This is a genomic window from Selenomonas ruminantium AC2024 (genome assembly GCF_000687995.1).
In the GTDB taxonomy this organism is placed as follows: domain Bacteria; phylum Bacillota; class Negativicutes; order Selenomonadales; family Selenomonadaceae; genus Selenomonas_A; species Selenomonas_A ruminantium_B.
On record NZ_JIAC01000001.1, the window covers coordinates 602,403 to 615,871 of the forward strand.

At 52.2% G+C, this 13,469-nt stretch carries 10 protein-coding genes; 7 read left to right on the plus strand and 3 right to left on the minus strand.

Features of this window, described 5'->3' with window-relative positions; all coding sequences use genetic code 11:
* The first annotated feature begins 243 nt into the window (after nt 1–243).
* From P157_RS0102765 to P157_RS14780, 7 genes are all read left to right on the plus strand, one after another.
* Nucleotides 244–1,263, plus strand: a complete 1,020-nt coding sequence (locus tag P157_RS0102765; RefSeq protein WP_026759673.1) for an ABC transporter substrate-binding protein — start codon at nt 244–246, stop codon at nt 1,261–1,263.
* Nucleotides 1,264–1,354: 91 nt separating this feature from the next.
* Nucleotides 1,355–2,863, plus strand: coding sequence for a sugar ABC transporter ATP-binding protein (locus P157_RS0102770; RefSeq protein WP_026759674.1), 1,509 nt, complete (start codon nt 1,355–1,357; stop codon nt 2,861–2,863).
* Entirely contained in the window at nt 2,863–3,936 is a 1,074-nt protein-coding gene (locus P157_RS0102775) for an ABC transporter permease (RefSeq protein WP_026759675.1), read from the plus strand. Before P157_RS0102770 ends, P157_RS0102775 begins: the two co-directional genes overlap by 1 nt.
* Nucleotides 3,933–4,970, plus strand: a complete 1,038-nt coding sequence (gene yjfF / locus P157_RS0102780; protein WP_026759676.1) for a galactofuranose ABC transporter, permease protein YjfF — start codon at nt 3,933–3,935, stop codon at nt 4,968–4,970. The genes P157_RS0102775 and yjfF overlap by 4 nt, the downstream gene beginning before the upstream one ends.
* Before the next feature lie 689 nt (nt 4,971–5,659).
* Nucleotides 5,660–5,902 (plus strand): hypothetical protein, encoded by a 243-nt coding sequence (locus tag P157_RS0102785; RefSeq protein WP_026759677.1) that lies wholly within the window; start codon nt 5,660–5,662, stop codon nt 5,900–5,902.
* Between the two features lie 134 nt (nt 5,903–6,036).
* Nucleotides 6,037–7,227 (plus strand): phosphotransferase, encoded by a 1,191-nt coding sequence (locus tag P157_RS0102790; protein ID WP_026759678.1) that lies wholly within the window; start codon nt 6,037–6,039, stop codon nt 7,225–7,227.
* A gap of 14 nt (nt 7,228–7,241) precedes the next feature.
* Nucleotides 7,242–8,462, plus strand: a complete 1,221-nt coding sequence (locus P157_RS14780; RefSeq protein WP_026759679.1) for an RsiV family protein — start codon at nt 7,242–7,244, stop codon at nt 8,460–8,462.
* Between the two features lie 59 nt (nt 8,463–8,521).
* Here P157_RS14780 and P157_RS14785 read toward each other — a convergent pair whose 3' ends face one another.
* Genes P157_RS14785 through P157_RS0102810 form a run of 3 tightly spaced genes read right to left on the minus strand, consistent with a single transcriptional unit; the run spans nt 8,522 to nt 13,467 of the window.
* A complete protein-coding gene (locus P157_RS14785; RefSeq protein ID WP_051598463.1) occupies nt 8,522–11,032 on the minus strand; it encodes an ATP-binding protein in 2,511 nt (836 codons plus the stop codon).
* Complete coding sequence (locus P157_RS0102805) at nt 11,019–12,134, minus strand: BMP family ABC transporter substrate-binding protein (protein WP_026759680.1); 1,116 nt, start codon at nt 12,132–12,134, stop codon at nt 11,019–11,021. The genes P157_RS14785 and P157_RS0102805 overlap by 14 nt, the downstream gene beginning before the upstream one ends.
* Nucleotides 12,124–13,467: a PTS transporter subunit EIIC gene (locus P157_RS0102810; RefSeq protein ID WP_026759681.1), complete on the minus strand. Its 1,344-nt coding sequence runs from the start codon at nt 13,465–13,467 to the stop codon at nt 12,124–12,126. The genes P157_RS0102805 and P157_RS0102810 overlap by 11 nt, the downstream gene beginning before the upstream one ends.
* Between the last annotated feature and the right edge of the window lie 2 nt (nt 13,468–13,469).

Sequence of the window (13,469 nt, forward strand, 5' to 3'; positions counted from 1 at the left end):
ATGCTGTGCGAAAGAGTATCGTATAAGACAGAGATGGTTGTGATTGAGCACGGAAATGTTGTTATCTACCATTAATAGTCTGACTTTTGCCAAAAGACTATATTGTGTGCAACTTAAAGTGTGCACGAGAACAGATGCAACATTACCAAGCGAACTGCGCTGAAAGCGTCACAAGGGGGGAGGAGCAGAAGATTGGCGCGGAAATCACAAACGGAATCATGATGTAGCAAAGGAGACGATGAGATGAAAAAGCTCATAGCATTATTACTAGCAAGCGTTATGATGATTGTTGCTGCCGGCTGCGGCGGTGGTGAACAGGCCAAGGACAACGGCAAGTCCGGTGGCGGTGACAAGAAGATTACCATGGGCTTCTCCCAGATCGGAGCGGAATCCGAATGGAGAACGGCCAACACGGAATCCATTAAGAAAGCAGCTGAAGAAGCTGGTATCAACCTCCAGTTCTCGGATGCTCAGCAGAAACAGGAAAATCAGATTAAAGCTATTCGTTCCTTTATCGCTCAGGGCGTTGACATTATCGCCTTCGTTCCTATCGTAGAAACGGGTTGGGATACGGTTCTCAAAGAAGCTAAAGATGCCAAAATCCCGGTCGTTGTTGTTGACCGCGATGTGAAGCTGGCTGATGATAGCCTCTATGTTGCTAAAATCGGTACTGACTCCGTAAAAGAAGGCAACAACGTTTTCAAATGGATTGACGAATACATGGCTAAAGAAAAGAAGACCCCGCGTGATGGTGGCAGCCAGTACAACGTAGTTGTTCTCGAAGGCACTGTTGGTTCCTCCGTTGCTATCCGCCGTCAGGAAGGCTTCAAAGATGCTATGGCAAAATCTCCGAATGCAGGCAAGTATAACATCCTCGCTTCCCAGACTGGTGAATTCACCCGTCAGAAAGGCCAGGAAGTTATGGAATCTTTCCTGAAATCCTATGGTCCGAAAATCGACATCCTCTTTGCTCATAACGACGATATGGCTCTCGGTGCTATTCAGGCAATCGAAAAAGCTGGCCTCAAACCCGGCAAGGACATCACCATCATCTCCATCGATGGCGTAAAAGGTATGTTCCAGGCTATGATTGACGGCAAAGCAAACTGCACCGTAGAATGCAACCCGCTTCAGGGCAAGCTCCTGATGGAAACGGCTAAGAAGATTCTAGCCGGTGAAAAAGTTGAAAAACTGGTTTACGTTGACGAAGGTGTATTCCCTGCTGATGTAGCAGCTAAGACCCTGCCGGAACGCAAATACTAAGATGAAAAACTAATGCAAGCCGTGCCCGTACAGCGTATGTGTGCGGACACGGCTTTATTATCGTTAATTCACGCAACAAGGAGTGACATCTATGGCACAGGCACTACTGGAAATGCGGCATATCACCAAGGAATTTCCCGGGGTGCGGGCGCTGTCCAATGTGGACTTTACCCTGCATGCTGGCGAAATCCACTCCCTGATGGGGGAAAATGGTGCCGGTAAATCCACCTTGGTAAAGGTGCTGACTGGCGTATATCCCCGGGATGGAGGAACTGTGTTCCTGAACGGCAAAGCCATCAATCCCAAGACCCCGAAGGATGCACAGGACTGCGGTATTTCCACCGTTTATCAGGAAGTCAATCTCTGCTCCAACCTCACCGTAGCGGAAAATATCTTTATCGGCCGGGAACCGCGCAAGTTCGGCATGATTGACTGGAAGACCATCAACCGGCGGGCGGCGGAACTTCTGGCTAAACTCGATGTGCATATCGATGTAACCAAGACACTCGACAACTATTCCGTGGCGTTGCAGCAGATGATTGCCATTGCCCGGGCTGTAGATGTGGATGCCAAGATTTTGATTCTGGACGAGCCGACATCTTCCCTGAACGAAGAAGAAACTGCCCATCTCTTTAAGATTATGCGGCAGCTGCAGAAGCAAGGCTTAGGTATTATTTTTATCTCTCATTTCCTCGACCAGATTTATGAAATTTGCGACCATATCACGGTACTGCGCAACGGTGAACTGGTGGGCGCCTATGAAACGGCCAAGTTGCCGCGCCTTGAACTCATCGCCAAGATGGTTGGTAAAGACCTCAACGAAGTTAAGGATATGGACAACTTTGCTGAAAAGAGTGTGCCCAGTGACGAAGTATTCCTGGAAGCTAAGGGTATTGGCGCAGTCGGCAAGCTCAACGAAGTGGATGTACAGATTCACAAGGGCGAAGTTATCGGCTTTGCCGGACTCTTGGGCTCCGGCCGTACGGAAACGGCAGAACTCCTGTTTGGTATCAATGAAATCAACAAGGGCTCGTTGTCCATTAATGGCAAGAAGCTGCATTTGAAGAACCCCATGAATGCCATGGAACAGAAAATCGGTTTCTGCCCCGAAGACCGCAAACTATCTGGTATTATCGGTGATTTGTCCGTGCGGGAGAACATCATCCTCGCCATGCAGGCCAAAGACGGCATCCTGCGCCACATTCCCTATGAGGAACAGGTCAAGATTGCCGATGACTGCATTAAACTCTTGCGTATCAAGGTATCGAGCCGTGAACAGCTCGTGAAAAACCTCTCCGGTGGCAATCAGCAGAAGGTCATTATCGCTCGCTGGCTGGCTACCCAGCCCGACCTGCTGATTCTGGACGAGCCGACCCGCGGTATCGATGTGGGTACCAAGACCGAGATTCAGAAGATGGCTATTTCGCTGGCCAAGAAGAAGGGCATGGCGGTGGTGTTCATTTCCTCGGAAATGGATGAGATGGTGCGTACCTGCACGAAGCTGGTGGTTATGCGCGACCGCCGCAAGGTGGCCGAGCTTACCGGTTCTGACATTAGTTCCGATGGCGTGATGAAGGCCATTGCAGGAGGTGCAGCCTGATGGAAATGCTGAAAAAATTTAGTGGCAGTTCCCTTTTCCTGCCCGTAGTGGCATTGACGGTACTGCTCATATTCAACACCCTGTTTGTCGATGGATTTTTGACCATTCAAATGACCGAGGACGGTCATTTATATGGCCGCTTGGTAGATATTCTGAACCGTTCCTGCTCCTTGATTATCCTGGCTTTGGGCATGACCTTCGTCATTGCGACCAGCGGCATTGATATTTCCGTTGGTGCTGTGGTGGCAATCTCTGCCGCTGTGGTCTGCACGTTGATTGGCGGCCGTGGTGACGGCGTGGCCGAAATGCCCATGAGTGTTGCCATGCTGGCTGCTGTTGGCGTTGGTGTGCTTTGCGGTATGTGGAACGGCTTGCTTGTAGCCAAGTTCAAGATTCAGGCCGTTGTGGCAACGCTGATTCTGATGACCGCTGGCCGTGGTGTGGCCCAGCTCATGACCGAAGGGCAGATTATCACGGTTTACTACAAACCCTTCGAGTATATTGCCGGCTTCCTGCCCAATATGCCTCTGCCCACCAATATCTTTATTGCGCTGGCGATGGTCATTCTGGTGGCCATCCTGATGAAGAAAACCAGTATCGGCCTCTTTGTGCAGTCGGTCGGTATCAATCCGACGGCGGCAAGATACGCGGGCATCAATGTTACCATGGTAATCTTTTTGGTATACGCTTTTTCCGGTCTTTGCGCTGGCGTTTCCGGCCTGATTGAAAGCTCCCTGATTCGGGCGGCTGATGCCAATAATGCGGGCCTCAATATGGAAATGGATGCGATTCTTGCAGTCGCTTTGGGCGGTACACTGCTCTCGGGCGGTAAGTTCTATGTGGGCGGTTCCGTAATCGGTGCCATCACCATTCAGACGTTGACCACGACCATGTACGCTTTGGGCGTTTCGGCTGACCAGCTGCCGGTGGTAAAGGCCGCTGCCGTTATCATCATCTGCCTGATTCAGTCCAAGAAGGCACAGGAGATGTTTGATAAGTGGAAGGCTTCCCGTCATTCCCAGCAGAAAAATGATACCAAAGCAGTAATCGGAAAGGCGGTGAAGCAATTATGACCAGCAAACTCAATCAGATGATTGCTTCCAAGTATTTCTCCTTCTTTGTAACCTTGGCGCTCTTTGTGATTCTCTATGGAGCGGGCATGGCCATTTATAAGGGCTTTATGCGGCCGCAGGTTTTTTTGAACCTCTTTATTGACAATGCGGCGCTGATTATCGTTACGATTGGCATCACCTTTACGCTGATTATCGCGGGCATTGACCTTTCCGTAGGTGCGGTGCTGGCGCTGGTCTGCATGGTGCTGGCATGGCTGCTCGCCAATACGGGGATTCCTTTGAGCCTCGCGGTGCTGCTGGTGCTCGTCATGGGCACGGTGTTCGGTGCGGTGCAGGGCTATATCATTACAAAATTTGACTTGCAGCCCTTTATCATCACGCTGGCAGGTATGTTCTTCTGCCGCGGCCTCACGGCGGTTATCTCGCAGGACACCATTCAGATTGTCAATCCCGATTGGGTGGCACTGGCCAGCTACCGTATTGATTTGGGCGTGGGCTTTGTGTCCATTGGTGCAGTTGTGGCACTCATTATGATTGCCATTGCAGCTCTGGTGCTGGGCTTTACGAAATTTGGCCGGGCTGTTTTCGCCATCGGCGGCAGTGAATCTTCGGCAGCGCTCATGGGCCTTCCGGTATTCCGCACGAAGGTTATGGTCTATGCTATTTCCGGTTTCTGCGCTTCCATGGGTGGTCTTGCCTACAGCCTGATTATGCTGACGGGATATAACCTGCATGGCCTGGGAATGGAAATGGATGCCATTGCATCTTCGGTTATCGGTGGTACGCTGTTGACCGGTGGTGTAGGTTTTATCCCCGGTGCACTTATCGGTGTCCTGATTCAGGGCGTAATTTTGACCTTTATCAGCTTCCAGGGGACCCTGTCGGCATGGTGGACCAAGATTGTGGTCGGTGCACTGCTCTGCGTCTTCATCATCATGCAGGCCTTCATCACGGAGCAAAAGAGCAAACTCTCCTCCAAGAGCTCTATGGAAGACAACAACAATCCACCTCAGGCAGCGCCTGCGGCACAATAGGAAAATAAGCACGAAAAAAGCCACCCTCGACCAAAAGGGTGGCTTTTAATGTCCAAAAAGCGGACTTCGTGCGTCGCAAGCAGTCAACTTGCAACGCTGCTGTTAATGCATTTCTCAACCTACGCTCATTGTAGCACATATCTAAAAAAAATGCTATAATAATTTTTGCTGTGCACCTCTCAGCGGAAGGGAGGGCTGAAAGTGCGATTCTCAACCATGTTGCGTGACTTCCTGCTTTCTTTGATTGCAGGATTGGTAGCCAACTATCTTTTTCTCATGCTGGTGAAATAGCACAGCGACCAGTAAATCCCTCGGGCAAAAGTCAGTCGTAGAGGGAGAAAAGCCGTCCAAGACCAAGTGGACGGCTTTTTGTATAAACATTTTTGGACCAAGTTCAGTGTGGTGGTTGGTTCGGTTTCGTCATACCGAATCGGACACTAATGGCTGTGGTGGCCAAATAACGGCAGACCGCGCCTAGGCCGCCACCCAGAAAAACGTAGAGATATTGCACGTGGAAAGCTCCTTTGTCATTCAAGTCTTTAGGACTTCATGTTACCACGAAGACATAAGACGGACAAGAGGGGATAAGTCATAAGATGAATACAGAATACTTCCCGTAAAACTATCCACATTACAGGTGTAAAGTTGTATACTAACCTTGGGTTACGGATAAGAAAGGATGGTTCTGTATGAAAAGTTATTTGGGAATGTTAGCTGGTATTATGGTTTGGGGCGGTTTGCTCTTTTTGCAGGGCACACCTGCCATTACGGAGGAAATTGCCGAAGAAGCAGTAGTAGCTGCGCATCCGGACACGGAGTTCTGCGAGGTGGAGCGGCAGGGCAGTGATTTCCGGGTGGCTTATGTGACCGCCAGCCTGGAGCAAGGCAAGGTGACGATTGCTCAGGACGGACATATTGTAAGTATGCAGTAATTGATGATAAGGAGAGCAGGAAGTCTTACAGCAGAGCTGAGACTTCCTGCTTTTTTGATTTATAAGGAATGGCAGGAATTATTCGGGGAAAAATAGAATTTACTCAAAAAAGCAGGCGTTAAGGGGGGCTTCCCATGGATAATTTTACATTGGTCATTCCCTTGGAAGGAAAAATAGATTCGGTCAATGCCGCTGAAGTGGGGCGTAATATTGCCAAAAAACGGGCGGCACAGGAGCATCAGGTGGTAATCTTTGATGCGAAGAACCTGATGTTTATTTCGTCGGCAGGACTGCGGGTTATCATGCAGGTGGTCAAGGAGGAAAAAGTTCAAAAACATGAGCCGGTTTCCATGATAGAGGTTTCCAAGGAAGTGTACAATATCCTGGAAATGACGGGCTTTACGGAGTTTATGGAGGTACAGAAGGCTTATCGGGAAATTAGTCTGGAAGGCAGCGAGCTTATTGCGGAGGGCTTTTTTGGCAAGGTTTACCGGCTGGACGAGGAGACGATTGTCAAGGTATATGGGGAGGGCGAAGCCAGCATTCCCCTGATTAAGAGGGAGCATTCACGGGCCAAACAGGCCTTTGTCAAAGGGATTCCCACGGCGATAGCCTATGATATTGTGCGGGTAGGCAATCAGTACGGTTCGGTGTTTGAGTTGCTGCAGGCCAGAAGTTTCAATGATTGGGCGCAGGAATATGAAGCGGATAGAGCGCAGCTCGATGAGCTCATGCAGCTCTATGTGGACTGTTTGAAGCAGGTTCATGCTACGGAAATGGAACGCGGCGTGCTGCCTATGGCCAGAGACAATATGCTGGAATCTTTGTCTGCGTTACAGGACTATCTGCCAGCGGAAATTCTTGAACGACTGCGGAAATTGTTGGCAGCCCTGCCGGATGATAACCATGTGGTTCATGGTGATTTTCAGATGAAAAATGTGCTGCTCTGCGATGGGGATCCCATGCTGATTGATATGGAAACCATGTGTACAGGTCAGCCCATCTTTGACTTGCAGGGGCTTTATGTGGCTTATAAATCCTTTACCGAGGACGAGCCGGATAATTCGATGGCCTTTTTGGGCCTCCGTATGGAAACTGCAGATTACATCTGGCAGCGGATTATGGAGCTTTACTTTGGCACGCAGAACAAGGCGGTGCTCAGTGCCTTGGAGGACAAAATAAAAGTTGTGGCCAGCGTCCGGTTTTTAAGTCTGTTGACGACAACCGCGCTGAAAGAACATCCCCTTACGGAACTGCGCGTGAAGCATACCCGGGAGCATTTGCAGGAATTGTTGCTGCGGGTGGATTCCTTGAAGTTAAGGTGAATGGAGGGAGATTGGTGAAGAAAACATTTCGTCTCAGCTTGCTGCTGGCCTTGTTGGTGGGGCTGCTGTCCCTGTCTGTTGTGGCCAGCGCCGCGCCTCGTGCTTTGGGTGGCTTTTCCAAGCAGATGCATCAAAAGTGCGAGACTGGCCGTGATGTCCGCGGGGAGCATGAACTGTTGCTTTCCAAGTGGGCAGGGCTGGCGGTGAATGCGGAAATTCGCCGCGATTATCCGCTTTTGGCAAAAGCCATTGAAAAAATCAACCAACGGGAATGGCGGCGAATTCAGCAGGTGCAGGAGAAGCTGAAAGGTGAGGCCATCGCGTTCCGGCAAAATGATTTGAAGTACTATCATCCGCTGTCGTATGAATTTGATGTACAGATGCGGCGGGCGGATACCGTAGCGGTTAGTTTTTTGCAGCAGGAATACACGGGCAGCAGCGGTGTGCACGGCATGTATGCCTGGGAGGGTGTGAATCTCGACCCGCTGACCGGTGCGAATATTCCTTTGTCAGCGGTGGTGAAGGATAGGGAAGCCTTGGTCAAGACTATCTGCAAGCAGCTGCGGCAGGATTATCCCCATAGCAGTTTTGACGGCTTGGAGGCCAAACTGCAAAAAGAAGCCTCAAGCGATACGCTCAACTGGACATTAGACCCGCGGGGGATTACCTTCTACTTCAATCCCTATGAGATTGCTTCCTATGCCGAAGGTCTGTTGATGGCTACGATTCTGTTCCGGGAACAGCCGGAGCTTTTCAACATAGCTTATCAGCAGACAGCGGCGGCCTATGCCCAGCCCTTTTCGGCTTATTATCCACTGACGACATCCCTAAAGGACAATGGCAAGCGGGATGTCATTGAAGTAGTGCAAATGGATGGGGCAGTGCGTGTACGGCTTAATGGACAGGATACGGTAATAGCTGCTAATTTGACGGATTTGGAGCCCGTGCTAATCCATATGGAAGATGGACGGAACTATCTCTATATTGACGGCAACGGCAAGGACAGCGTGCGTCAGACACTGGTGGTGCAGCTGGGCGCAAAATCGGCCCGCTATATCAGCACTCTGCCTTATTCCTTCCGCCATACCATCGCCGTAGCACCGGCGATGCAGGAGTATTGGAATTTCCTGACGAACCCCAACGGCTTCTATATTGACCGCAAGGGGGCCTTTACCTCGACTACGAAGACCGATATCTGTGCGGTTGGGGAAAAAGGAGAATTGACCTTCGGGTAAGATAAAAAAGTCCGATAAAATCAACATTGCGATGCTGATTTTATCGGACTTTTGCTTTTTCAGCTTATGCCAAAACGCGATTGTGCTTCGTCTGCCAGTTTAGCATAGAGTTCCATGGCTTCGCCATGATGCTCCTTGATGTACTGCAGGTTATCCGCCTTTTCTTCCTCCGGCCCGTCACAGTAGGCGTGGCCTGCCATTTCCAATGCTTTGGCGGCTTCGGAGAGTTGGATGCCGCCGATGGAAAGAGCCGTGGATTTGAGGGCGTGGACGTGGGTGGTATAGTCGGCAATGTTGTCGGCGCTCAGGTCTTTTTCCAGCAGTTTTGTGACAGCTTTGCGGCGGGTGACGAACATGCTCAGGAATTTTTTCTGCATCTCCTCGTCGTTGCCGCAGTACTGCATGGCGGTGGGCAGGTCAATTTGCTGGTCAGCGGGGGTGGGGGAGGCAGTTTCGCCTGCTGCCTCGATTTTTTCGGGGGGCAGGTATTTTTGTACCATGTGCTCCAAGGTTTTGCCATCCACGGGTTTTGCTAGGTAGTCGTTAAAGCCTTTGGCGAGGAACATTTCCTTTACTCCTGCCACGGCATTGGCGGTCAGGGCGATAAAGGGCGTATGTTGGCAGGGAAAGTCGGTCATGGTTTTAGCGCGCTGCAGGGTTTCGATGCCGTCCATTTCCGGCATCATATGGTCCAGGAACACGATGTCGTAGTGGTTTTGGGCAATCAGCTGCAGACATTCCTTGCCGGAAGTGGCTGTATGGATATGGACGCGGGTTTTCTCCAGCAGGCTTTCTACGACGGTGAGGTTCATGTCGTTGTCGTCAACCACCAGAATATGGGCCTGCGGGGCGGTGAAGCTTTCCTGATAGTTTTCTTCTTCCCGCAGGGCCGCTTCAATGCGGGTGTTGAAATCCCCGATGGGGTCATATTTTTCGACTTGCTGAGGAATGCGAATGGTGAAGGTGCTGCCTTCGCCGTAAATGCTGTCCACGCTGATACTGCCCTGCATCATTTCCGTCAGTTTCACGGTGATGGCCAGCCCCAGTCCGGTGCCTTCGATATTGCGGTTTTTCTCGATGTCCAGCCGCTGGAATTTGGCGAAGAGTTTTTCCTTGTCCTCCTCGCGGATGCCAATGCCCGTGTCCTGCGTGATGAATTCCAGTTCCAGCGTATCGTTTTCTGCCGTCCCCTGTGATTTGACGGTAAAGGTCACGGAGCCTTTGTGGGTGTATTTGACGGCGTTGTTGAGGATATTCACGACCACCTGCCGCAGGCGCACTTCGTCGCCAATCAGGGCGTCGGGGATGTCCGGGTCAACGTTCATATGGAACGCCAGCCCCTTTTGCCCGGCTTTGTAGTGCACCATGTTGTAGACGTCGTTGAGTACAGAGCTAAGACTGTAGCTTACCGGCACAATCTCCATCTTGCCGGATTCGATTTTTGAAAAGTCCAAAATGTCGTTGATGATGGAGAGCAGAGTTTCTCCGGCACTTTTGACATTGAAGGCGTATTTTTTGAGCTTGCCGCTGGCCTCCCGCATAATCATCTCGTTCATGCCCAAGATGGCGTTGAGGGGCGTGCGGATTTCGTGGCTCATGTTGGCGAGAAAATCGCTCTTGGCCTGATTGGCCCGCAGGGCTTCGTCCCGGGCTTCCCGCAGGGCAGTGCTTTCCTCGGCGGCCACCTGATTGGTGAAGGCGTAGAGGATAAAGACGCAGAACAGCACGACCAAAAGGCCGAATACCCAGAGCACAATCAGATGGATATTGGTGATGCCGGTAACGACCGAGCGCCATTCCCGATAACCGATGGCGATGAAATTCGTATCAGGAATCGGAGAGGCGTAGAGTACATAATCTGCGTTGATTTTCGGGTCAAAGATGGCGGCTTCCTGGGCACTGTCCAATTTGGCCAGCAGTTGGTCAAGTCCCAGGGGGATGTCCTTGTCTGCATCGTAGAAGGGGCTGTCCGTGTAGTTTTCAAAGGGCACTACCACCTGCTGGGTGCGGGTATCGTAGAGCAGGATGTTTTCATCGTCCTTTTTGTCCGCAAACTGGAAGGGGGAGGATTTATCCCGGAGGGATGAGTTTGTGTGGAGTTTGCAGAGTACATAGCGGACGGTGTTTCCCTGATAGACCGGCACCATGACCACCAGCCCTACATCTTTGTAGTAGCGCCAGCTGGGTTCCCCCTGCAGAGTGCGGGCACATTGCAGTCTGGCCTCGGCAGGCAGGGCTACGCCCCAGATACTCTGCCCGTGGATGTCCAACAGACCGCCCAGCTGTCCCTTGTCACTGATGGACTGGACGCCGTTGGCCGGGGTGATTTTTTCGGCGGCAATCAGGGTGGCGGTTTTGCTCAGCTCGGCGATTTCCGTCTGCAGCAGATTATGGTAGACGAAGGCGAGCAGTTCCCCCTGATGGGTGCTGAATTTCTCCACTTCCCGGTTCAGGGAGTCGTTCATCTTGCTCTGCAGGGCAAAGCCTATCAGTAGCAGGATGGCGAAGAAAATCATAAAACGTCCCAGCAGGTGCAGGGTGAATGTGAGTATGCGTTTATCTTGTTTCAATGATTTCCACTCCCTTCACCAGCCAGTCCATTTTTTCACGCAGGCTGTTGTTGGCGATGACTTCGCCCTCCTGACAGCGCACATGGCCGTCCCTGTCCACGATGTTGCCGGAGAATACGGGATAGCCCTGCAAAAGTTCCTGCCGGGCCCGCAGTACCAGCGCTTCTTCACGGGGGCTGAGATTCGGGGCCAGCCGCAGGGTAATCACATCATCCAGTATGCCCTGCCAGTAGACCTTGTTGGCAGTTTTATGGCCGTTGATGTGGAGCAGCTTGCCATAGACCTGCTGCCAGTCCGTTTCGATAGAGGCGAGGCAGTGCAGGGGTGTTTTTAGCCCTGCACTGTGGAAGTCGATGTAGTCGAGCCCCAAGGCGGCAGCTTCCTGCGCCGGATGCTGGGAGGCGGCAAAATAGGTAATCACATCGGCCCCTTCGTGTTTCAGGATATAGAGAGCCTTATTTTCCTTTTCGGGGGAAATCCACTGTCCCGTCCATTGAACGAGAATCCGGGCCTCCGGGCGCACCTTCAGCACGCCTAAGGCAAAGGCGTTGACATCCTGGCGGGTTTCCAGCGCAGGGAAGGGGGCCAGATAACCCACAATACCTGTCTGGCTGTGGAGTCCTGCGAGCATTCCCGCCAGATAGCGCACCTCGTAGTAGCGCATGGAGTAGTTGAACATGCGGTCGGAAATGGTCTCGCCTACGGAGTTGGCGTAGAATTCCACCTGCGGATAGCGGCGGGCAATGGCTTCCAGATTGTGCTGGTAGCCGGGGTTGGCCAGAAAGATTTTTTTGACCCCTTTGTTGACGAGGTTTTCAGTTACCCGGGCCAGGCTGTTGTCGTCGCTGTTCACATTGTCTTCGATATAGAGGTTAAAACTCCGCTCGTTGCAGGCCTTTTGCAGCCCCTGTGCCATTTCTCTTGGCCAGCCCGGTGCATCTTTGGGGCTGGCAAGAATCAGGCCAACTGCGTCCCGGCGCTCCCAGATGGCCGAACCAAAGTAGTTGATGGAGAGGAAGATGGCCAGACACAGCAGGAAGGCCTGCAGCAGGGCAAAGGCCACAAAGCGGCGTTTCAGCATATTATGACTGCTAAGCTTCATGGGGGTGCGCCTCCTCCCGCCGGTCTTCTTCCTGCGTCAGCAGGTTGAAAATGATGACAAAGGGGGTGTAGACCACGATATCAAGGCTCAGCCATACGAGCTGCAGCACGGCCCCCATCACATCACCGGTGGCCAGCCAGCCCTGCAGCAGCACGGGGGCGGTGGATTCCACCGTATAGCGGAACAGGGGGACAATGCCCCAGTGAATGGCCAGCCAGCCCACCAATACATTGAGCATGGGCGCCAATAGATATGGCACGAGGAACATGGGATTGAGGACGATGGGCAGGGCAAAGAGGAAGGGCTCGTTGATGGAGAGCAGCATGAGGGGAAAACAGTAGGCTGACAGCCGCCGCAGTTTTCTGCGGGAGGCAAAGACCCAGACGGAAATCGCCAGCCCTAAGAGGGAGATGGAGGTGGCGTCAAAGAATTCAGCGGTAAAGATGAATTTGCCGCCAGTAAGCTCGTTGGCCGTTTGGGCCGGTACATAGAAGGCTTCGCTCCAGAAACAGGTGAGGCTGTTGCCGTTGAGGCCTAGCCACCAGAGCAGGCGGCGGATGAGTTCGTAGCCGATGGCCAGAGCGGGGCTTTGGGCGATGTTTTCATGGATAGCATTGGCCAGCAGGGTGGGCAGGGACAGCAGGGCGCTTTCGATGGATATCCAGCCAAAAGCAGTGAACAAAGAGGCCAGCAGAGTGAAGCTCAGAGGCAGCAGAAGTTTCAGGGATACGGCCATTTCATGGGGCAGTCCGGGTACTACCGACAGCTGCCAGAATTTCAGCTGGGAGAGGCGGCTGAACATGAGCGTGCTGAAGGTCGCGATGAGTAGCGCCAGAAAAAAGCCACGCACGGCAAAGTACAGGGCGAGTTCATGGGAACTGCCCGGAAAGGCGGTGATTAAAAAGAGATAGGCCGATACGGTGCAGATAAGGGCAAGGTATTTATTCCCCTGCCAAAGGTCTGCCAGTTTTACGGTCAGTACCATGGCAAAGAGCAGGGAGTTCAGGATATTGGTGACTTCTAGATACTCTTTGATTTGGTTCCCCAAGGCAAAGAAGGCGGATTCACGGTAGGCCTGGTCATGGAGTCCGCCGGTCAGGATACTGCCCAGCCCCAGCCAGTCTTCGCCCAGCAGGGGGCCGTTGGGATTGCAGAGCAGATAGCCGGTCATATGGATGAGCGTCAGCAGGATAATGACCGGCATCATCAGGCAGAAGGATTCCCGAATGGCCTTGAGGTATGCAATTTTGCGCAGGCGGCGGCTCAGGGGGATGATGATACCGTCCAAAAGACCGCCCCGCTGGCTATAATCTTGCTCGTTATGACCGCCCATAA

What these genes read in the sequence shown, in the direction of transcription:
- yjfF (WP_026759676.1), top strand. Translation starts at nt 3,933, where the DNA reads ATGACCAGCAAACTCAATCAGATGATTGCTTCCAAGTATTTCTCCTTC.
- P157_RS0102775 (WP_026759675.1), top strand. Translation starts at nt 2,863, where the DNA reads ATGGAAATGCTGAAAAAATTTAGTGGCAGTTCCCTTTTCCTGCCCGTA.
- P157_RS0102785 (WP_026759677.1), top strand. Translation starts at nt 5,660, where the DNA reads ATGAAAAGTTATTTGGGAATGTTAGCTGGTATTATGGTTTGGGGCGGT.
- P157_RS0102805 (WP_026759680.1), bottom strand. Translation starts at nt 12,134, where the DNA reads ATGAAGCTTAGCAGTCATAATATGCTGAAACGCCGCTTTGTGGCCTTT.
- P157_RS0102810 (WP_026759681.1), bottom strand. Translation starts at nt 13,467, where the DNA reads ATGGGCGGTCATAACGAGCAAGATTATAGCCAGCGGGGCGGTCTTTTG.
- P157_RS0102765 (WP_026759673.1), top strand. Translation starts at nt 244, where the DNA reads ATGAAAAAGCTCATAGCATTATTACTAGCAAGCGTTATGATGATTGTT.
- P157_RS0102770 (WP_026759674.1), top strand. Translation starts at nt 1,355, where the DNA reads ATGGCACAGGCACTACTGGAAATGCGGCATATCACCAAGGAATTTCCC.
- P157_RS0102790 (WP_026759678.1), top strand. Translation starts at nt 6,037, where the DNA reads ATGGATAATTTTACATTGGTCATTCCCTTGGAAGGAAAAATAGATTCG.